Annotated in this window: 20 protein-coding genes and 1 tRNA gene; 4 read left to right on the top strand and 17 right to left on the bottom strand. The window is 48.7% G+C overall.

The window, feature by feature from the left end:
• Positions 1–12: 12 nt before the first annotated feature.
• From nuoI to IG82_RS0104445, 9 genes are read right to left on the bottom strand one after another with little or no spacing between them, the layout of a single operon-like run.
• Entirely contained in the window at positions 13–528 is a 516-nt protein-coding gene (gene nuoI, locus IG82_RS0104485; protein WP_052545757.1) for an NADH-quinone oxidoreductase subunit NuoI, read from the bottom strand.
• 2 nt (positions 529–530) lie between these two features.
• On the bottom strand, positions 531–1,520 hold the full coding sequence (nuoH, locus tag IG82_RS0104480) for an NADH-quinone oxidoreductase subunit NuoH (RefSeq protein ID WP_031934375.1): 990 nt from the start codon (positions 1,518–1,520) through the stop codon (positions 531–533).
• A gap of 36 nt (positions 1,521–1,556) precedes the next feature.
• Positions 1,557–3,626, bottom strand: coding sequence for an NADH-quinone oxidoreductase subunit NuoG (gene nuoG, locus IG82_RS0104475; RefSeq protein ID WP_031934374.1), 2,070 nt, complete (start codon positions 3,624–3,626; stop codon positions 1,557–1,559).
• A 5-nt stretch (positions 3,627–3,631) separates the two neighbouring features.
• Complete coding sequence (gene nuoF / locus IG82_RS0104470) at positions 3,632–4,948, bottom strand: NADH-quinone oxidoreductase subunit NuoF (RefSeq protein WP_031934373.1); 1,317 nt, start codon at positions 4,946–4,948, stop codon at positions 3,632–3,634.
• A gap of 1 nt (position 4,949) precedes the next feature.
• Positions 4,950–5,543, bottom strand: a complete 594-nt coding sequence (gene nuoE, locus IG82_RS0104465; RefSeq protein ID WP_031934372.1) for an NADH-quinone oxidoreductase subunit NuoE — start codon at positions 5,541–5,543, stop codon at positions 4,950–4,952.
• On the bottom strand, positions 5,540–6,718 hold the full coding sequence (locus IG82_RS0104460) for an NADH-quinone oxidoreductase subunit D (protein ID WP_031934371.1): 1,179 nt from the start codon (positions 6,716–6,718) through the stop codon (positions 5,540–5,542). Before IG82_RS0104460 ends, nuoE begins: the two co-directional genes overlap by 4 nt.
• Entirely contained in the window at positions 6,715–7,317 is a 603-nt protein-coding gene (locus tag IG82_RS0104455; protein ID WP_031934370.1) for an NADH-quinone oxidoreductase subunit C, read from the bottom strand. The genes IG82_RS0104460 and IG82_RS0104455 overlap by 4 nt, the downstream gene beginning before the upstream one ends.
• A gap of 17 nt (positions 7,318–7,334) precedes the next feature.
• Entirely contained in the window at positions 7,335–7,889 is a 555-nt protein-coding gene (locus IG82_RS0104450) for a NuoB/complex I 20 kDa subunit family protein (RefSeq protein WP_168338450.1), read from the bottom strand.
• A gap of 5 nt (positions 7,890–7,894) precedes the next feature.
• On the bottom strand, positions 7,895–8,278 hold the full coding sequence (locus IG82_RS0104445; protein WP_082192073.1) for an NADH-quinone oxidoreductase subunit A: 384 nt from the start codon (positions 8,276–8,278) through the stop codon (positions 7,895–7,897).
• A gap of 222 nt (positions 8,279–8,500) precedes the next feature.
• Between IG82_RS0104445 and IG82_RS0104440 the strand changes: the two genes are divergently transcribed.
• The 3 genes from IG82_RS0104440 to rnpA are packed head-to-tail and all read left to right on the top strand — an operon-like array spanning position 8,501 to position 10,678.
• Entirely contained in the window at positions 8,501–10,021 is a 1,521-nt protein-coding gene (locus IG82_RS0104440) for an Npt1/Npt2 family nucleotide transporter (protein ID WP_031934367.1), read from the top strand.
• A gap of 54 nt (positions 10,022–10,075) precedes the next feature.
• The gene (gene rpmH / locus IG82_RS07090; protein WP_082192072.1) at positions 10,076–10,210 is read left to right on the top strand and encodes a 50S ribosomal protein L34; all 135 of its coding nucleotides are present in this window, start codon (positions 10,076–10,078) and stop codon (positions 10,208–10,210) included.
• A gap of 9 nt (positions 10,211–10,219) precedes the next feature.
• Positions 10,220–10,678, top strand: a complete 459-nt coding sequence (rnpA, locus tag IG82_RS0104435; RefSeq protein ID WP_245591063.1) for a ribonuclease P protein component — start codon at positions 10,220–10,222, stop codon at positions 10,676–10,678.
• Here rnpA and ftsY read toward each other — a convergent pair.
• From ftsY to IG82_RS06985, 3 genes are read right to left on the bottom strand one after another with little or no spacing between them, the layout of a single operon-like run.
• Positions 10,675–11,586, bottom strand: coding sequence for a signal recognition particle-docking protein FtsY (gene ftsY, locus IG82_RS0104430; RefSeq protein ID WP_031934365.1), 912 nt, complete (start codon positions 11,584–11,586; stop codon positions 10,675–10,677). The two genes, rnpA and ftsY, sit on opposite strands and share 4 nt — an antisense overlap.
• A complete protein-coding gene (gene mtaB / locus IG82_RS0104425; protein WP_052545716.1) occupies positions 11,576–12,862 on the bottom strand; it encodes a tRNA (N(6)-L-threonylcarbamoyladenosine(37)-C(2))-methylthiotransferase MtaB in 1,287 nt (428 codons plus the stop codon). The genes ftsY and mtaB overlap by 11 nt, the downstream gene beginning before the upstream one ends.
• Positions 12,855–15,008 (bottom strand): hybrid sensor histidine kinase/response regulator, encoded by a 2,154-nt coding sequence (locus IG82_RS06985; RefSeq protein WP_172642900.1) that lies wholly within the window; start codon positions 15,006–15,008, stop codon positions 12,855–12,857. Before IG82_RS06985 ends, mtaB begins: the two co-directional genes overlap by 8 nt.
• Positions 15,009–15,304: 296 nt before the next feature.
• Between IG82_RS06985 and IG82_RS06980 the strand changes: the two genes are divergently transcribed.
• Positions 15,305–15,910, top strand: coding sequence for a cold shock domain-containing protein (locus tag IG82_RS06980; RefSeq protein WP_052545714.1), 606 nt, complete (start codon positions 15,305–15,307; stop codon positions 15,908–15,910).
• A gap of 220 nt (positions 15,911–16,130) precedes the next feature.
• Here the strand turns inward: IG82_RS06980 and IG82_RS0104405 are convergent.
• The 5 genes from IG82_RS0104405 to rseP all read right to left on the bottom strand — a co-directional run bounded on the left by IG82_RS0104405 (position 16,131) and on the right by rseP (position 21,286).
• A tRNA-Arg gene (locus IG82_RS0104405) sits at positions 16,131–16,207 on the bottom strand.
• A 67-nt stretch (positions 16,208–16,274) separates the two neighbouring features.
• The gene (fabZ, locus tag IG82_RS0104400) at positions 16,275–16,781 is read right to left on the bottom strand and encodes a 3-hydroxyacyl-ACP dehydratase FabZ (protein WP_031934361.1); all 507 of its coding nucleotides are present in this window, start codon (positions 16,779–16,781) and stop codon (positions 16,275–16,277) included.
• 37 nt (positions 16,782–16,818) lie between these two features.
• Positions 16,819–17,847, bottom strand: a complete 1,029-nt coding sequence (lpxD, locus tag IG82_RS0104395; protein ID WP_031934360.1) for a UDP-3-O-(3-hydroxymyristoyl)glucosamine N-acyltransferase — start codon at positions 17,845–17,847, stop codon at positions 16,819–16,821.
• A gap of 65 nt (positions 17,848–17,912) precedes the next feature.
• Positions 17,913–20,189: an outer membrane protein assembly factor BamA gene (gene bamA, locus IG82_RS0104390; RefSeq protein WP_052545712.1), complete on the bottom strand. Its 2,277-nt coding sequence runs from the start codon at positions 20,187–20,189 to the stop codon at positions 17,913–17,915.
• Positions 20,186–21,286 (bottom strand): RIP metalloprotease RseP, encoded by a 1,101-nt coding sequence (rseP, locus tag IG82_RS0104385; protein ID WP_031934358.1) that lies wholly within the window; start codon positions 21,284–21,286, stop codon positions 20,186–20,188. Before rseP ends, bamA begins: the two co-directional genes overlap by 4 nt.
• Between the last annotated feature and the right edge of the window lie 110 nt (positions 21,287–21,396).

Here is a 21,396-nt window from a genome sequence, read left to right as displayed (position 1 = left end):
ACCGGTGATTCCTCATGAGTTCGCATCTTTCTGGAAACGCCGCGCCAGCTCTTGTTCCCACCTGTCCCCGTTATCTAAAAGCTTTTCTTTTGTATAATAGAGTTCCTCGCGCGTATAGGTAGCGTATTCAAAATTAGGACCTTCCACAATAGCATCCACAGGACACGCCTCTTGGCACAGCCCGCAATAGATACATTTGGTCATGTCTATATTATAGCGAACGGTCCTACGCGATCCATCCGCCCGGGTTTCCGCTTCAATCGTAATAGCCTGAGCAGGACAAATCACCTCACACAATTTGCAGGCAATACAGCGCTCTTCGCCATTGGGATAGCGCCGCAAGGCGTGCTCGCCACGAAAACGCTTCGAGATCGGTCCTTTTTCATAAGGGTAAGCCAACGTCACACTGGGCCGGAAAAAGTATTTCAGGGTTTTGTATAGCCCCGCGATCACATCATAGAGCAAGAAAGCGCTTAGCCGTTTGCGCAAGCGCCAAAAAAAGCCTCGTTTTTTGCTTGTTTCTGCCATGGTCATACCCCCAGTAAACACACGCCAGAAATCACCATCCACAGCAACGTGAGCGGCAGAAAAATCTTCCACCCAAGGCGCATCAGCTGGTCATACCGGTAACGCGGCAATGTACCACGCACCCAGATAAACAGAAACAACAGCAAGGACATTTTGAAAGCCATCCAAAAAAAGCCCGGCAACCACGTAAACGGCGCCACAGGCAAGGGGGAAAGCCATCCGCCCAGAAAAAAGATGGTGCCAAGAGCGCTCATGAGAATCATGTTCATGTATTCACCCAAAAAGAAGAGGGAGAACCCTAAGGATGAATACTCAACGTTATAGCCTGAGACAAGCTCGGCCTCAGATTCAGGTAAGTCAAAAGGCGCACGGTTGGTTTCCGCAAGAGCAGAAATGAAAAAAATCACACCCATGGGCAAATGGGGCACAATAAACCACAGCTTTTCCTGTGCCATCACAATCTGTGTCAGATTCAGCGACCCTGCATGCATGACCACAATGATCAACACACATCCAATGGAAACTTCATAGGAAATCATCTGCGCGGCGGATCGAATGGCACCTAAAAACGCATAGCGCGATTGGCTAGCCCACCCTGCCAAAATAATGCCATACACACCCAGTGACGACAGAGCAAATAAATAGAGCACCCCAATATTGAGGTCGCTCACCACCAACCCCTCTCCCCACGGAATCACAGACCAAGACGCAATGCTCACAGAAAAACACAAAATGGGAGCCAGGTAAAAAAGACCTTTATGGGCGCACACAGGCACCATTGTTTCTTTGTGCATAAGCTTTAATGCATCGGCAAAGGGCTGCAGCAAACCCAAAGGGCCCACCGTGTTCGGCCCTTGCCGTAATTGAATGGCGCTTAAGATCTTGCGCTCTGCAAAGGTGAGATAAGCCACAGACACCAGCAACGGCACCAAAATCACCAGCGCCTGCACCACCAAACGCACACCGTCTATGGCATACAAAGCGTTCGCCATCGAAAAGAGGTCAGAGGCCCACAACACTATGTCCACTTAACTCACCTCCTTGTTGTTGGTGAGAAACGTGTTTGCACATACCGCCATGGTATGAGAATGACGACTCAGCACATCTGTTTGATAAAAGTTGTCAATCACATAAGAGAGCGGCTCTTTCAGCAAACTTGTGGTGACATCAAGTGCCTCCAGAAACGGCGTAAAGGGAAGATCAGGAATGTCTCCCCCGCTGTTGAGAAAAGGCTTTTCCTTAAACATGGCTGCACGCACATCTTCAATGCCTGAAAAATCAGCGTGCGGATCCCCTAGCCCTTGACTTATTTTTGTTACAATCTGCCAATCTTCTTGCGCATCTCCTGGTGCCGGGCATGCCCTGAAGGCATATTGGGGGCGTCCTTCTGTGTTGACATACATACCTTCTTTTTCCGTATAGGCTGAACCAGGCAGGATAAGGTCTGCAATTTCGGCGCCACGATCTCCGTGATGGCCTTGATAAATCACGAACGTATCGTTAAGCATACGGGTGTCCACCTCATCCGCGCCCAAAAGATACACAAGTTTGATCTTGCCCTCCTTGGCCGCCGATAAAATCTCAGGCGTGGATTTGCCGCCTTTTCCCGGCACACACCCAAGATCCAACGCGCCCACACGAGCGGCAGCTGTTTGCAAAATGTTTAACCCCACCCAGTCTTTGGTGATCAAGCCCCACTTATCCGCAATTTTGTGACACACGCTCAAGATGCAGGCCCAATCTTCTCGGCGAAACACTGATTGGCCGATCATCAACAAAGGTTTCTTCGCTTTTTTGAGCTTTTCAGATACAGGATGCTTGCCCTCAAGAATGGTTTTCAGCACATCAGGTTGGTCACCACAATGTTCCATCGGGTAGGTGAAATCAACTGAAGGCCCTATGAACGCACCCTCCAAATTGCCGTGGGTATAGGCTTTTCTGAGGCGCCCATTAATCAGCGGCGCTTCGACCCGTGGATGGGTGCCCACACACAACAAAAAATCTGCTTCTTCCAAGCGTTCAATAGGTGTGTTCATAATGTAGCTTGAGCGCACCGAAGCCAGTGTGTGCGATCCATCTTGCCGACAATCAAGATGGGGCGTTTTCACAAAATCCATCAGCTTTTTGAAAGCAAAAAGGCTCTCTAAATCCACCATATCACCCACAAGACCGGCTATTTCCCCAGGCGAACAAGAAGAAAGTTTAGACACAGCGCAAGACAAGGCTTCTTCCCACGAAGCTTCTTCAAGCACGCCGTGCTCACGTTTGATGTAAGGACGATCCAATCGTGCCACCTGCAAACTGTCGTAGGCAAAACGAGTCTTATCTGAAATCCATTCTTCATTAATGGGATCAAACACCCGCGGTAAAACACGCATCACTTCAAGACCCCGCGTATCCACACGAATGTGAGACCCCACAGCATCCATCACATCAATGGTTTCTGTTTTTCTCATCTCCCACGGCCGCCCCTTAAAAGCATAGGGCTTAGAGGTCAACGCCCCCACCGGGCAAAGATCAATCACGTTGCCGGAAAGCTCAGAGGCAAAGGGTTGGTTCATCAAGCTCACAATTTCTGTATGCTCACCGCGACGAACGGCCCCTAAATGCTGGACACCGGCCACTTCTGTGGCAAAGCGAACACAACGTGTGCAGTGAATGCAGCGGTTCATTTCTGTTTTAATCAGGGGGCCAAAATTTTTGGGCTCAACAGATCGTTTATAAAAACCAAACCGGCTTTTATCGCGTCCATAGGCCACGGTGATATCTTGCAGATCACACTCGCCCCCTTGATCACAAATGGGGCAATCTAGCGGGTGATTGAGCAGCAAAAACTCTAGTGCCCCTTCCCGTGATTCACGCACAAAAGGGGTGTTTGTTTTCACAACCATTCCTTCTGACACAGGCATAGCACAGCTAGCCACAGGCTTACGGCTGCCCTCTACCTCCACCAAACACATGCGGCAATTACCGGCAATGGACAGGCGCGGATGATAGCAAAACAAAGGCACTTCCACCTCAAGGCGTTGTGTGGCCTGTAAGATGGTGCTGTCTTCAGGCACAGAAATAGAACGTCCATCAATGGTGATCTTGACCATGTTCTTCATACGTCGTGACCTTCCATGCCTAGAAACGGTGATTTTTTAATCAACACCTCTTTAGGTTGAAAACGGGATTCAATCTCAGAACGAAAATGACGAATCAGCCCCTGCACAGGCCATGACGCGGCGTCCCCAAGCGCACAAATGGTATGATTTTCAATGTGGCATGACACCTCCCACAATAAGTCAATGTCTGCCGTGCAACCATCTCCCTTTTGAAATTGAGAAAGCATACGCCACATCCATCCTGTGCCTTCGCGACATGGCGAACACTGGCCGCAACTTTCATGCATATAAAAATGACTGAGCCGCGTGATGGCCTCCACAATGTCGGTATGTTTGTCAATGACAATGACCGCAGCTGTGCCAAGGCCGCTTCCTGCCTCCGCAAGGGCATCAAAATCCATGCACACCTCATCACAAATAGATTTTGGCAACAATGGCACAGAGCCCCCGCCAGGAATCACCGCCGCCAGTTGGTCCCAACCTCCTACCACGCCGCCGGCATATTTTTCAATCAATTCTTTCATGGGCACGCCCATCTCAACTTCCACATTGCAAGGCGCCAGCACATTGCCTGAAATAGAGAAAATTTTTGTGCCCGTGTTATGGGGTCGACCAATGCCTTGAAACCAGGACGCGCCGCGCCGCATAATGGTGGGCACCACCGCAATGGTTTCCACATTGTTCACCACCGTGGGGCAGCCAAAAAGACCAATGTTGGCAGGAAACGGCGGCTTGAGGCGAGGCATGCCTTTGCGCCCTTCTAAACTTTCCAACAAGGCTGTCTCTTCGCCACAAATATAGGCCCCAGCCCCTCGATGCACGTAAAGATCAAAATGAAAGCCTGAACCGGCTGCGTTTTTGCCTAACAATTTTTGTTGATAGGCTTCTTCGATGGCTTTTTCAAGGCGGTTAGCTTCATCCCAAAATTCGCCCCGCACATACACATACCCCACATGCGCGCCAATGGCAAACCCGGTAATCAAGGCGCCTTCAATCAGCTTTTGAGGTTCGTGGCGTAAAATTTCACGATCCTTACATGTGCCCGGCTCACTTTCATCAGCATTGACCACCAGATAATGAGGGCGTTCATCCTTCACACCTGCCACAAATGCCCACTTTTTGCCTGTGGGAAAGCCAGCACCACCTCGTCCACGCAGCTCTGACTGATCAATGGCCGCCAAGATTTCCTTGGGGCTTTTTTTGAGTATTTTTTTAATGCCATCCCAATCGCCCCGTGCCTGTGCCGCCTTGAGGGTGGTGGGTTTTTCGCCAAAAAGATTGGTAAAAATATGATCTTGTGCCGCCAGAACCATGTTATGTCTTCTCCCCGATGGTTTGAGGAAGCTCGGCTTTTGAGGCCTTGCGATTGCGCTGGGACCCTGACGTCACGGGCAGGTTGCGCGACAAATTCTCAAGAAGATTTTGCAAGGCTTTGGGTGTGAGATCTTCAAAGTATTGGTCATTGATCTGCACTACAGGCCCATTCGCGCAGGCACCCAAACATTCCACTTCCTCAAAGGAAAACAACCCATCTTGGGTCACGTCCCCTGCATCCACCTTTAACAACCGAAAACAGGTTTCCTTCAGTGACTCACACCCCCGAAGCCAACACGAGGTTGTGCGACAAATCTGAATAAAGTGCTTGCCCACAGGCTTGAGACGAAACATGGTATAAAAGGTGGCCACCTCATAAACACGCAGGAACGGCACATTCAAAATGCGAGCCACTTCTTCCAGGGCGCTTACCGAAAGCCATCCACCATTTTGCCGTTGCGCCAACCACAACAAAGGCAACAAGGCACTTTGCTTACGGTCTTCTGGATAGCGTGCCAGCACCTCGTCGATCAGACTTTGATTTTTTTTGTCAAAGGTGAAGGGCGTGGGTTTATTTTGTGAAGATTGACTCATCGATCCACCTCCCCAAACACAATATCCAAAGAACCAAGAATCGCCGGCACATCCGCCAGCATATGCCCACGGGTGAGTGCTTCAAAGGCTTGCAAAAAAGCAAAGCCAGGGGCACGAATCTTACACCGATAAGGTTTGTTGGTGCCGTTAGACACCAAATACACACCAAATTCTCCTTTAGGGGCTTCTACAGCTCTATAAATCTCACCAGCAGGCACGTGAATTCCTTCAGAAAACATCTTAAAATGGTGAATCAACGCCTCCATGGATGTTTTCATTTCCTCGCGGCTGGGGGGCGCGATTTTCCAATCTCTTAAGATCACATCCCCTTGCGGCATTTCTGACAGACATTGACGAATAATTTTGACGCTTTCACGCATCTCCCCCATGCGCACAAGATAGCGGTCATAGCAATCGCCGGATGTGCCTACAGGAATCAAAAAATCTAAACGATCATACACTTCATAGGATTGATTGCGCCGCAAATCCCACGGCACCCCTGAGGCGCGAAGCACGGGGCCTGTAAACCCCCAATCAAGGGCTTGCTCTTTCGACACCACACCAATGTCCACAGTGCGCTGCTTGAAAATACGATTTTCTGTCAACAGATCTTCTGTATCGTCAATAAACTTCAACGTGCTCTCTAAGGTTTTCGCCAAATCCTCTTCAAACCCTTTGGGAATGTCACGATGCACCCCGCCGGGGCGAAAATAATTTGCGTGCATCCGTGCGCCTGAGGCGCGCTCGTAAAAATCAAGCAGCTTTTCGCGCTCTTCAAAACCCCACAAAAAAGGGGTCATGGCCCCCACATCCAGGGCAAAGGTGCAGATGTTGAGAATATGATTCAAAATGCGCGTCACTTCAGAAAACAACACACGCAGATATTGCCCACGCAACGGCACCTCTATCCCCAAAAGCCCTTCAATGGCCAGCACAAAGGCATGCTCTTGGCACATGGGTGAGACATAATCAAGGCGATCAAAATAAGGCAAGGCTTGAAGATAAGATTTATGCTCAATCAGCTTTTCTGTGCCCCGGTGCAAAAAACCCACATGGGGATCTGCGCGCTCCACCACTTCGCCATCTAACTCGAGAATAAGCCTGAGCACACCGTGAGCCGCAGGATGCTGAGGCCCAAAATTGATGGAGTAAAGATTTTTCGCCTCGGCGCTCATGGCTGTTTTTCCTTATCAAGAGACAATCGCTGGAAGGCGCTCCCCATGCCCTCCCAAGGACTGAGGGTTTCAAAGGTGCGAAAGGCTTGGGCCAAATGAACCGGCTCCTTAACAACGGCACCTTCCTCTTCGTCATAACGCACTTGCACATAGCCCGTCAGGGGAAAATCCTTGCGCAAGGGAAAGCCATCAAAATCATAATCAGACAAAATGCGCCGCAAATCAGGGTGTCCTTCAAACACGACGCCAAACATGTCAAAGGCCTCACGCTCCCACCACCCGGCACTTGAAAACAGCGGGGTGAGCGAAGGCAAGTTTTCATTTTCATCCAGGGCCACTTTGACCCGCAAACGATGATTATAATCCATGCTTAAGAGATGATAGACTCCTTGAAACCTTTTGTTCTCTTGCCCCAAATAGTCCACCACACAAAGATCTATCAACTGGGTATAGGCCAGCTCTTTATCGTCACGCAGTTTTTGAAAAACCGCCAGCACATCTTTTTTTTCGATCACCATGGATACATCTTGGTGCTGGCCTTCCATCTTTTTGATCAGGGGTCCAAGATGCGTTTTGAGAATGTGGGTCCGCTCAGCCATATGCTTACAATCCTTCGTCAGCTTATGCGGTAAATGCGTTGTTTTTTCATTTTGCGCTTGAGCTCAAAAATGCCATACAATAAGGCTTCAGCCGTAGGTGGGCACCCAGGGACATACACATCCACAGGCACAATTTGGTCACACCCCCGCACCACAGAATAAGAGTAATGGTAATACCCCCCACCATTCGCACATGACCCCATCGATAAAACCCAGCGCGGCTCAGCCATCTGATCATAAACCTTGCGCAACACTGGTGCCATTTTGTTGGTGAGGGTGCCGGCCACAATCATCAAATCTGATTGACGGGGGCTGGGCCGAAAAAAGATGCCAAATCGATCAAGATCATACCTTGAGCCAGCTGTATGCATCATTTCCACAGCACAACACGCAAGACCAAAGCTCACCGGCCAAATAGACCCTGTCTGTGCCCACGCAATCACTTTGTCAACTTGGGTCACAAAAAAGCCACGCTTTTTGATGCCCTCATCAAGTGCATTCAACAAAGCATCTGGATCTTGCTGGTCTATTTTGACCGCTTCCATGTGATAAGGAGATTTTTCTGAACTCATGGTACCTATTCCCAATCTAGTGCGCCTGAACACCACTCATACACAAAGCCAACAGCCAAAATCGACAAAAAACAAAGCACAGAAATAAACCCGGGCCAGCCCAACTGCCTGAAGGTCAGCGCCCACGGAAACAGAAGGGCAATTTCAATATCAAAAATGACAAATAAAATCGCAACCAAGGCAAACCTGATAGAGAAAGGAGCGTCCAGCGACCCCATGGGAGAAAACCCACACTCATAGGGGCTATTTTTCTCAGCATAAGGACGACTGCCTCCCCTGAGACGGGCCAAAATCATGAACAGACATGAAAAAAAAATGCCGAGGAGTAAAAAGACGAGAAGCCCTCCATAATTCATCAGCTCTTCATAAGAAAAAAAGGGCCTAAGCATGTTCCCCCTTGAAAAACACTTCCTAAAACGACGCTTTTTATTGTAGAGACGGTTTGCAAATTCTTTCTTTATTTCGGCGCAAAAGTTTATTTTCCGCAGGTGGGGACTTGGAAAGTGTAAAAAAAATGTTTATAAAGGAGGATAGGTATTTTTATCCCTTATAGGCTCTTTCATGGGAAAGGGCGTCGCGGGATTGAGAGAATTTTAAAGAGGTTGTCGTCAATGTCAGATACAAAGCAGGCTGAGTTTTCCAAGCTACGCGCCATTTTGTGGCCCATCCATGGCTATGAAATGAAGAAGTTTATTCCCATGGCCTGCATCATGCTTTTGATTTTGTTTAACTACACTGTTGTGCGCAGCCTTAAGGATGCCATGATCATCGCCACACAAGGCTCGGGCGCCGAGGTGGTCAACTTTCTCAAAAGCTGGGTGGTCTTGCCGGCATCGATTCTCTTTGTGCTTTTGTTTTCAAAGCTCAGCAATATGTTGTCTCGTCAGGCGTTGTATTATACGTGCCTGTTTCCTTTTATCATCTTTTTTGCGCTGTTTGCGTATGTGATCTATCCTGCCAAAGATTTTCTGCACCCCACACCGGAAAGTATTGCGGGCCTTCAGGCTGCTTTTCCCTATTTTAAGTGGGTATTCCCCATTTATGGGTTGTGGACGTATTCTCTTTTTTATGTGCTGGCCGAGCTTTGGGGCAACATTGGCACCAACCTCCTTTTTTGGCAGTTTGCCAACCAGATCACACCCACCCATGAAGCCAAGCGCTTCTATCCCATGGTGGGCATCGTCGGGAATGTGGCCTTGATTGCTGCGGGGCAATCACTCAAACACTTTTCCACCGTGCCTGCAGGCATTTCGCCAGAGGGCTTTTTTGGCATGACCTTGCAAAATTTGATCTTGCTGGTGGTCATCTCGGGCCTTGGTATTGCGGGTCTTTATTATTGGATGAACAACTATCTGATGAAGGATCCTGAGTTTTATAACGATGTGCCGGATTCTGAGAAAAAGGGCAAGAAGGCGAGCAAGCCCAAAATGTCGATCATGGAAAGCATTCGCTATCTTGGCTCTTCCAAGTACCTGGGCTATATCACCATTTTGGTACTGGGTTATGGTATGAGCATCAACTTGGTGGAGGTCACCTGGAAGTCGGCCGTCAAGCAGGCCTATCCTGATACGCTGAGCTACACCAATTTTATGGGTGACTTGTACAGTTGGCTCGGCCCCATCACCATCTTGATTCTTTATTCCACCAAAGGCGTTGTTCGTCGTTTTGGCTGGTTCCCTGCGGCCGTGGCCACACCGGTTATGATTATGGTCACAGGCTTTTTGTTTTTCACCTTTGTGTTGTGGCAAAGTGAGCTGGCGGGTGCCATTGCTTTTGCGGGCCTAACACCGCTGATGGCAGCTGTGTATGCGGGCATGGGTCAAAATGTGCTCAGCAAGGGCACAAAGTACGCCTTGTTTGATCCGACCCGTGAGATGGCCTATATCCCCCTTGATCAGGAGATGAAGATCAAAGGTAAAGCAGCCATTGACGTGGTGGGTGGCCGTATGGGCAAATCAGGTGGTGGATGGATTCAGTTGATTCTTCTCTCTGCCTTGGGTGGTGCCAGCACACAAATGGCCATTGCTCCTTATCTAGCCGGAATTTTGTTTATCATTGTCTTGGCGTGGATCTGGGCTGTGAAAAAACTCTCTGTGGAGTATAATAGCCTCATTAAGAAGAAGGATCGCTAATGTTTCACGCGGGCATCTTGTGTTGAATTAAGAGGGTAGAGGGGTAGAGTCATCATGAAACGCACATATCAACCCAGTGTTTTGGTTCGTAAAAGGCGGCACGGTTTTCGGTCCCGGATGGAAACCCCCTCGGGGCAACGCTGTTTGTCTAGAAGACGGGCGAAGGGTCGTAAAAAACTATCTGCCTAGTTGACGCTCGTGCCTGTGCGCATTGCCTCCTTGCAGAGAAAAAAGCATTTCCAGCAATTGCGGCAAGAAAGCCGCGTGTGGCGCTGCCCCCACTTTCGGATTCACTTTTCTTTCGTTGGGGGCGATGAAGCCGGCGTCTCCTACACCGCAAAGGCTTCTTCTTCACCCGCGCCCCCCCACGCCTCTCTCTTAAGAGGGCTAATTACCTCAAAAAAAATGGCCAAAAAAGCGGTGGTGCGCAACCGGATTCGGCGACGCATCAAAGAGGCCATGCACGTGACGTTCTCTCCCATGCCCCTTACCACAGATCTGCATATGGTGATTATTCCGACCCTGGCTTGCTATGACGATTCTTTTGAGACCCTTACGCGCGCGTTTGCCAAGGCGGCTACCTACATCGCCGCTCAAGAAGCCTCTGGCCACACAAAAGACAACTCATCCTTCAAACCACGCCGTCACAAAAACTAGGATGTAGCCTCAAGACCGACCAGGCTGCGCGCAAAGAGCTTTGCATCGGCTGGGTAAAGATCATCAGCGCCCTCACCGGCCCCAAAGGCCACAATGGGGATTTTGAGCGTATCTACCAAATGCACCGCAATGCCCGCGCGGTTTGTGCCATCCACCTTTGTCATCACAATCCCCGTTAAGGGGGCCGCTTGCTGAAAAAGCTTTCCCTGGCTCAACGCATTTTGTCCCACCGTGCCATCTATCACCAACAAACAAGCGTGAGGAGTTGTGGGCTCTTTGCGCCTTAACACGCGGCACATTTTTTCAAGCTCATCCATCAGATTTTTTTGTGTATGCAAGCGGCCCGCTGTATCGATGAAGAGGCAATCCTTTTTTTCCTGCTGAGCCCACTCAAACGCATCATAAGCCAAAGACGCGCTATCTCGATGCTGCGCCGCTGCTTGATAAAAAGAGATGCCCACGCGATCAGCCCATAAAGAGGCTTGTTCTGTGGCGGCGGCCCGAAAGAGGTCTGCCCCAACCAGGGCCACGCTGTGGCCTTTGTGTTGATAGGCCTTGGCCATTTTTGCGGCCGTTGTGGTCTTGCCGCTTCCATTGACGCCCACAAACATACACACAAAAGGGTGAGCCCCTTTGGGATCAGGAAACGGCGCCATAAAAGGCGTTAGAAAGGCAGTCAGCTCTTGCGCTAAGCATTCTTGCAATGAGAGCATGGGGGAAGCCTTTCTCTGCACCTGCTCAAGAAAATGCGTGGTAAAGTGCACCCCAAAATTGGCTTCAAGCAACAAAGATTCGAGTTCTCCCAAAGACTGCGCATCAAGTTTTTTTTTGCGCCACAAGCTGCCCATATAGTGCCCAATATGCTGTCGTGAGCGGGCCAGGCCTTCTCGAAAACGATTAGACCACATGAGAACTCCCCTTTTCTTGACCCCCTAACGTCGTCCCCACAAGGTGCCATTTGCCGGCAACGTGCTGCACATCTGTGATCTGTGCCCACACTTCGTTCCCCACATCCTTCTCATGGGCGCCTTGCACCACCACGGGGGCAAAATGATCACTGTGTCCAAAATCTTTTTTCTCAAGCAATACGCGTAGGGGCTGACCTACCTGTTTTTTAAGTTCGTGATAAAGAAGGTCCTGACCTAATGCCCTGAGTTTTTGACTGCGCGCCGTGGCTAGGGCACGATCCACTTGAGGCATCCGGGCTGCCGGTGTGCCCGGGCGCGGCGAATAAGGAAACACATGTAACATTGACAAGGTGCACGCCTCCACCAGAGAAAGGGTGTCTTTAAAATGTGCGTCTGTTTCTGTGGGAAAGCCTGTAATTACATCTGCGCCCAGCATAGCCTCAGGACGTACTTCCCTTATCCGACGGCAAAGCGTCATGACATCGTGCCTCAGATGGCGACGCTTCATGCGCTTGAGAATCAAATCAGCACCCGCCTGTAAACTGAGGTGAAAGTGAGGCAGAATGCGTTTCTCTTCTGCAATCAAATCGATGAAATCATCACCCAAATCTGCTGGATCCAAAGACGAAAGGCGCAGCCTTGTTAGCGACGGCACATTGAGCAACAAGCGCTTGATCATGGACACAAAGGTGAGCGGACCAGGCAAGTCTTCGCCATAAGATGTCACATTCACTCCCGTTAACACAATTTCTTTTGTCCCCGCCGCCAAAAGATGGTGCGCCTGCTGGCACAGACTGCCCAAAGGTAAACTTTGGCTCTCTCCCCGGGCGTGGGTGATGACACAAAACGTGCACGCATGCTTACATCCATCTTGAATTTTTAAAAAGGCACGGCCTTTCTTTGAGGGCTGAGGGAACGTCGTCAGGACCTCCTGAACATCCACGCCGCCGCTCACAAAAACACCCCCGGCTTTGCGAAAGCTTTCTTGTTGCATCTTTTCTTTATTGCCAAGCACAAGGCTGACTTCGGGCATACGGGCATACGTGGTTGGATCAAGCTGAGCACTGCACCCGGTCACCACAATTTTTGCCTGAGGGTTTTCACGTTTAAGGCGACGGATGCTTTGGCGCACCTGCCGCTCAGCCTCGCGCGTTACAGCACAAGAATTCAGAACAATGACATTGCGCTGCCCCTGCGCTTTGAGATGACTGGCCATCACATCTGATTCAAAAAAGTTCAGACGACACCCAAAAGTGACCACACGCGCCTCAGGCAAGGGCTTTCCTCCTCATAAGGGCTTGATGGGCTTTTTTCGTCAACTCATCCAGAGTAAAGGGCTTCGGCAGAAAGTGGGCTTGCGATTTGGAAAAATTCAACTGCTCATACACATTTTCATTAGGATAGCCTGAGACAAAAATAATCTCCAGATGCGGATTGTGTTGATAAGCTTTATTGGCCAGCGTGGGTCCATCCATGCCCGGCATCATAATATCGGTAATCAGTAACCGAATTTCTTTATGGTGTTTGATGATATCTAACCCTTGCATACCATCACGCGCCTCAAACACTTCATACCCTTTGCTTTTCAATCCACGCGCCACAAACAAGCGAACAGGATCTTCATCTTCCACGATCAGTATACTGGCAGACTCCCAAAAATCAAAAAATTGCCCATGGGTTGACGGCTCCGCTTCAGGCTTTTTGGCTTCTACGGCCACCTGGTCACGGGGAAGATAAAGCGTGAATTTTGTGCCCTCACCCATGGTACTGACAACATCAACGCCTCCCTTCATTTTTTTCAAAATCTGAGACACCGTTGATAGACCCAATCCCGTCCCACCACTGGATTCTTTGGTTGAAAAGAAGGGGTCAAAAATTTTGCGCAAATTCTTTGCTGGCACGCCACACCCTGTGTCTTCCACATCAATGGTCACATAACTACCTGCCCCCAAAGAAGACGAGATCAATGTTTTTCCTTTATCCAACATCACATGGCCTGTACGGAACGTGAGTGTGCCCCCCCTGGGCATCGCGTCACGGGCGTTGATTGCCAAATTCATCACAATCTGCTCAATCTGCCCTTGATCTGCATAGATGTCTTTAATAGAGCGATCATGCTCAATACGCAGCTCCACCGTCACGCCAATAAGACGCCTCAAGAGAAACGACATTTCATTCAAGCATTCACGCAGGTTGAAAAGTTTAGGCACAGAAGCGGTTTGCTTCGCAAACAGCAAAAGCTGGCGAATAAGGTTGGCGGCGCGGTTGGCGTTTTGTTTGATCTGCATAATATCTGTAAACGATTTATCTTGCGGCGAATGACGCTGCAACAACAAATCACAAAAACCAAGCATGGCTGTAAGAAGATTATTAAAGTCATGACTGATGCCGCTGGCGAGCTGGCCCAAGGCTTGAAGTTTTTGAGATTCAATATTTTGAATCTCCCTTTTTTTCAGATCCGTCACATCATAAAGAAGCACAAAAAAACAGCCCATCGGGTCCCAGCCTTGGGTGGACACATAGTTGGCATAAAGACGCATATAACGCGCACTTTTGCCCGTGAGCTTGGCCAGGAAAAACTCACCACTTTTGGTTTGCCGACGCGCTTTTTTCAAAAAGTCACGATAGCGACCCTGCATATTCTTTTCTAACCAATCATTCAGCGAACGCCCTAATATTTTTCGCTCGCGAATCAGGTGCTCAAAAGCACTGTTAACCAACATAATCATCCCCTGATGGTTGAGCAGAAGGGCTGGCATGGGCATGTTTTCAAGCAAAAGGGCCAGATAAGCCTTGCCCTCTACATTCATTTCTGAGGCGTGAGGCACAACAAAGCAAGCTTGTTGTCCTTGATGGTCCACCGGAATATCCGCACTCAACATGCCTTGACGGCGATACCCCCCACAATCCTTAAGCCAAATGGTTCTGGGTCCTGAAGCTTCAGATTTCTCAATACCATCCGCGCTTAGATCTGTCATTTTTTTGTGAAAAACATCTTCTTTTTCAAGACCTAGCCAATCTAAGAAAGCTTCATTGGCATATTGTATCTTAGACGAGGCATCCTTCATCACCACCGGTGTCGGCAAAAGGTCCATGATCCGTGCAAATGACGTAGATCCAAGGCCCATACCTTCAGGTAAGGTTGTTTTTTCAATAAAAATAAAGCCGCGAGAACGGCTTAAGGGCTTGACGTGCCAAGTGATGTTTTGGTGCACACCCTGAACAACGACCTGAAATGAAAAAAAAGCATTCCTTGTTTGAGTTAAGGACTCACCCACCTGATCAACAATTTTTTTTTCATTCTCAGCGCAGATTTTTTTGACAGCCTCAAAAGACGGGCAAGAGCCCAGCAATGCTTCTGCATAATGATTCAAAATGAACGTTTGACCAGACTTCTTATAAAAGACAACACCACAAGGCATCTGGTCAAGATGCGCTTTTGGCAAGAAAAACCCCAAATAACCTGACCATCTCGCACAAGTATTCCCAAACATTCAAGACCGTCCCGTTTTTCTTTTTCTTATGCTGCAAAGGTAACTACAATGAGAGAGCAGTACAAGCGAATAGTATCGTCGATGGTTCAGGTCACAATCAAAAAAAATATCAAAACGTTTATAAAAAATAAAAACATTTTTGACAAAAAAAATAAAATGTGATGTGTTCTAAATAGAATAGAGTCCTCTTAATAATTTTTTTGACAGATAAGCGAGTGAAGTATATGGGGTATACAAAAAAACATTGTCAAGATGGTGAAAAAATAGAAAACAAGCCGACGTGTTCTGTAAAGTGGTTCAGCCTCAAAAAAGGATATGGGTTCCTTGAGCTTGCTGAACAAGGCGTATCAAATATTTTCATACACTTCTCTCTCTTAGAAAGCGTTGGTTGCCAGCATGTTGCACAAGGAGATGAGATTGTGTGCGATATTGAGCAGGGAGAGCGCGGTTTTTATGTGACCAAGGTCTATAGTGTCAATAGCGTCACCAACCAACCGCAAGACATTCCGTTAACGCTTGAAGAAACCACCGGTGTTGTCAAATGGTTCAATGTCTTGCGAGGATATGGTTTTATTGAGGCTGATGATGGTGGACGAGATATTTTCTTTCATACCGGCTCGTTAAAGGATCTCAACGTTGACAGGCTTCTCCATGGGCAACGCGTGAGCACAAAGGTTCTTTTCACAGAGCGGGGTCGTGAAGCTCGAGAGATTCGTTTTATCAACGATGATGAAGCGCAAGCAGAGATACAAGCCATCAAAGAAGCAACCCTCTCATCTGAGGCTTCTTCCTCTGAATCTTCAGATGAAAAATTGCGCTTTGTGAGGTAACCGTTTCCCGGCCTTTTCCTCTCACTCCTCACCTCTTAGGGCATCACCCCTTAGACTGTCTATTTTATTTGCATCTTTTTAACTATAGACACCGCACCTTCAGAGATCCTTATAGATGCCACCCAATAGCCTTGATGGCTCCAAAGAAAATGGTTGATCGACCTTTCCTCTCAGATGCAAGACGCGGTGGGCCTTATGGGCTGAGAGCTTCATAAGAACGTGGCGCGCTCGAGAAGATTCGAACTCCTAACCCCCAGATCCGTAGTCTGGTGCTCTATCCAATTGAGCTACGAGCGCGTGAGTATAGGCTAGAAAAAAACACAGCAAAACACAAGACGTGGGGCCGATAAAACCCGCTTGACATTTAGGGCTGAATCATGGCGGTATAGGTGGCCTGCGTTACAGGGACACCGTTAACACGTGCTTCTCCCTCAAAACGCCACGTCTGATTTCTTTGATGAACCTTACGCGCATGCAAGTGCAGACAATCCCCAGGCAACACCTGCCTACGAAAGCGTACTTTTTCTATAGACATAAAGTAAACAAGGGAATTATCAATATTTTTGCCCGCCTTTTCTAAGGTGTACATTACCAAGGCACCAGCCGTCTGCGCAAGTGCTTCCACAATCAAGACGCCTGGCATCACCGGCTTTTTAGGAAAGTGCCCGACAAAAAACCACTCATTAAAGGTAACGTTCTTAATGCCCACAACACTTTCACCTAAATGAATATCTGTGAGGCGATCCACCATTAAGAACGGCGCACGATGGGGCAACAGGCGAAAAAGATCCTCCGTTTCTAAGACCTCAGCGCTTTCAACAGAGGAATGATTTTCTTTCTCAACATGATCATTCTTTTCTAGTACGTGCACAACTTACTTCCCGATTTATTTTATACGTTTTCAAGGCTTACTTTCCTCGATTTTGGGTCAAATTCTTGAGCATAGCAAGTATTTTGAAATGGAGCCGGTGAGACATGGCAGGAGACCCAGATAAAACTTCGCCAGCCTCTGCATTCCGCATGACACCGCTTTGCGCCGCAACGCGCACACCGCGCTTAAGGGTCAAATGGCCCGCAATGCCTACCTGTCCACCCAGCACCACACCTTCTTCAAGGATTGTACTGCCCGCAATGCCCACTTGAGCCACAATCACTGACCCTTTCCCCACATGCACGTTATGGGCAATTTGCACCAGGTTATCGATGCGCACATACGATTCAATCACCGTATCTTTCACACTGCCACGATCAACGGTCGTGTTGGCACCAATTTCCACATAATCACCTATTCTCACACCACCCAATTGAGGTTGGGTCATACGATCCTGGTTGTCATCTTTGCTGAGAAAAAATCCAAATCCACTTTGACCAATGCGCCCCCCTGGCTTGATACGCACATGATGACCAAGTGTGGCATACATAAGCGTCACATGCGAACCTATATGGCAATCATTACCCATGGTCACACGTCGACCAATCACGCTGCCGGCACCAATCACACAGCGTTCACCGATGACGGCTTCTGCTTCAATCACAACCCCAGGTCCCACAGAACACCCAAGGCCCACCTGCGCAGACTCATGAATCACAGCACTCGGATGAACCCCGCTTACGGAGGGGGGCTCTTTATACAGGGCGCTCAGCACCTTAAAAAGACCTTTTTCTGGATGCCTCATCGCCAACACAGCAACTTTTTGAGGCACACGGTCGCGATACTGGTCATCCACAAGCACAGCCCCTGCGCGTGTGTGATCTAGATAGGGCAAATAATGAAGATTACGGACAAAAGAAAGATCATGGGGCCCTGCCGATTCAAGAGGTGCCACCTGTTCAATCAACAAACTTTCGTCACCGGACCACAAAGTGGCTCCTGCTAACGCGGCTACATCCTTCAACGGTAAGGATTTTTGTCGCTCAAAAAAACGTGTGTTAACCACAAACCAATCTCTCTTAACTGTTTGACATTCAAGGCCCCGGGTCCTTGCCAAGCAAGGCCTTCCACCTAAAAATCGGTCCCTATATTCAAACGGAAAACCTGTCTCTTATCAACACCCTTCATCTTCCTCATAGGAAACCCTAAAGAAAACCCAAGCAACCCAAAAGGCGACTGGAAACGGACTCCAAAACCCACAGAGTTGCGGATAAAGAACTGGTTGCTTACAACGCGATCACCATAAGGCCCTGAAGCCTCGCCTGAAGACCACAAACTGCCCCAGTCATTAAACAAGAAACCAGTAAGACCAAAGCTTTTCTTACCCAACGGATAGGAGAGCTCGATATTCGTCAAGAAACTTTGTCGACCACCGATGGCTTCCCCGGTTGTGCCGTCTCTTGGTCCAATGCCCACCTCTTCAAACCCGCGCACGCTCTCACCCCCCATAGAGAGGTGATCGGTCACCCGTAAGGGGCCACCACACCCAACGATGATGCCGTAACGACCACGCAGACGCACAATCAAATCACGATCATTATCCAGAGACCAGTAATAACCAAACACCACATCATTGCCCAAAAAATGGACGCTGCCGCCCAGGCCCGCATAGTTTGTGGTCAGTCCACAATACCCACCACCTGTGGGTTCAGCTATGTTGTTGCGTCGGTCATAAATAAGGTCATGCCCCAATTGTGACACGATGTCTTTCCCCATATCTTGATAGAAAACAGATTTTGTTTTTTTGTCTTTAAAGGTTTCTTTTCGGATAGAATAACGAAACCGTTCAAAGAGATAGGTGTCTAAATAAAACCCCAGCCGCGAGCCTGCGCCCAAATAGTTACGTGAGTACCCCCCTTGGAACGAACCGAGGGTGTCTTGACGTGTTTGCTGAGCAAAACAATCCACACCCGCTTCAAGGCGGCGCCTCAGGAAATAGGGCTCCATAAACCCTAACACAACGCCTTTCGTGCGTCGCGCCACCGTGCCCTTAAACTCGAGCTCCTGCCCACGTCCCAAAAAGTTGCGCTCTGCGGCTTTGACTTCAAAAAGAGGACCATCCGCCGTAGAGTAACCACCGGAGAACATGAGCTCGCCCGTAGATTTATCTTCTACCTGAATCACCACATCCTTTTGATCCGGCGTCTCTGGCACATCTTCTACCTGCACATCCACCGTTTTGAAAAAATCAAGGTTCGTTATTTTTTGCCGTGTGCGTTCAATTTTAAAATTGGTCAGCGGATCTCCCGGTGCCACAATGCTTTCACGGCGAATCACATCATCATTCGTGGCAATGTTGCCGCGCACCCAAATGTTGCCCACATAAATGGGTTTTTTCGGCACAATGATAAAGGTGACATGAATTTTCTTCCCCTCTTTATCGGTGCGAATATCCGTCTCCACCCCGTAAAAGAGACCCTTCTCACTTAAAAAGCGGTTGATGTTAAAAACAGTGCGCTCAATCTTAGAATAGTTAAACACATTTTTTTCTTGAGGCTCCAAAAGAGACTTAAGCTCTTTGACATCAAAATCGGGCACCTTAGATGTCAGGCCGATGGTGCCAAAATGATATAGCTCTCCCTCCTGCACATGGAACGTGATGTAAAAATGTTGTTGGTTGGAAGAAAGCTCTGTCAACACAGACACCACATCTACATCCGCATACCCATGGTCACGATAGTGGCGATAAAGAAGCTCACGATCATACACAAGACGGTCAGGCTCATAGGTATCTGCCGATGACAAAAGGCGCCACCAGCGGCTCTCTTTCGTCAAAACCACCCCTCGCAAGTCACTGGCAGAAAAATGTTTGTTTCCCTGAAAAAGAATGGCATCAATCTTTTGAGGACGCCCGTCTTGAATTTCAAAAATCAAATCCACACGGCCTTGGGGCCTGCGAATGATTTTGGGCTCGACCACAGCGCCGACATGCCCTTTCATGCGATAAAGATCTCGCACCTGCTGCGCCGCCTTTTGCACGCGATAGGGCGTGTATACCTGGCGAGGTTTCAGATCAATTTCTTTGCTTAACGCTTCGCTATCAATTTTTTTGTTGCCCTCAAAAACGATCCGATTGAAAACCTCATTCTCTGTCACCGTGATATACAGTGTCTGGTTTTTGATTTGACCCTTCACGTCTGCGAAAAGACCCGTCAGGAAAAGCTCCTGAAGCATTTTTTCAAGATCGGCTTCTGACACATCCTGGCCCTTACGAACAGAAATATGTGACAGCACAAAAGAGCGATCAATGCGCACAATGCCGCGCACAACAATGTCTTTAATGAAAAGACCGTGCAACGCGGAAAAAAAACCACATAACAAAACAAAACAGAAAACAAACCGTCTCACGCGAACATTCTCTGAAAAAAGGCAATGATCCCGAGGCGTTTCGAATCATTCCACGTTGTAAACAAAAAAAGCATAATAATCAGCACAAAGCCCACACGGAAAAACCATTCCACAAAAGCCTCAGACAACTTTTTACCCACCACCAGTTCAGCCACACATAATAAAATATGGCCGCCATCTAACATAGGAATGGGCAGGAGGTTAAAAAACCCAAGGCTTACCGACAAGATCGCCAAAAAAATCACCAGCGGGAGAAACCCACTTAAGGAAACATCACGGGCCATCTTGCCAATCATCAAAACGCCCCCCATCCCTTCGGAGGACACCTTCCCCGTCAGCATGCCCCAGATGTTGGCGGCAATATCCACAGAGAGAGAGATCACACGCCCAAACGCCATAGAAACCGCCTGGAAGGGATTTACACGCTCCACAAAAGAGCGCGCCGGCATGATGCCCAACCGCCCGCCAAACGCAGCCAATTTTTCTCGCTCAATCACGATATCCTGCGTGGCCTCTTGGCGCTCAATATGCAAAAGCAAAGATTGACCCTCATCTTGGCGCACGTGGCGCACAATGTCATGAAATGTTGATACAGACTGATTATTCACAGCCACAATGCGGTCATCTTTCTGAAGGCCGGCCTCAAACGCGGGGCTCTGCGGCACAGGCGCTTGAATGACACAATCCCATTGATCCACACCACGCACGAGAAAAATAAAAGCAAAACACACAACGGCCAAGATATAGTTTGCCAAAGGACCTGCAAAAGAAATGGCCATCCTCTGAAGCGGGGTTTTGCCGTGCATCGTTTGCGCCAAAACTTCGGGCGAGAGATCTTGCTCAGGGCGGCTTGATACATCCGCATCGCCATGCATTTTGACATAACCGCCTAACGGAATCCACGACACTTTCCACCTTGTGCCTAACCGATCATGCCAGCCAAAAATTTCAGGCCCAAAACCAATAGAAAACACATCGATTTTAACGCCCACATAGCGCGCCACAAGATAGTGTCCCAGCTCATGAAAAAACACGAGCGGGGTCAGCACAAGCAAAAAAGGCCATACATCACCAAGGAATTGAAGAAGAAAGGACATGAAACAAAAAACTGAAGGCATCGCCATCACACTAGTCTTTGCACCCAAAAAAAACAAGACAAGAATACGCGCGTTTCCGGACCCGTGCGGCAGAATCTTTTTTATCAATC

Origin of the sequence: Candidatus Hepatobacter penaei, from assembly GCF_000742475.1 — a bacterium.
Lineage (GTDB): Bacteria > Pseudomonadota > Alphaproteobacteria > Holosporales > Hepatobacteraceae > Hepatobacter > Hepatobacter penaei.
This window is presented reverse-complemented; position numbering and strand designations above follow the sequence as displayed.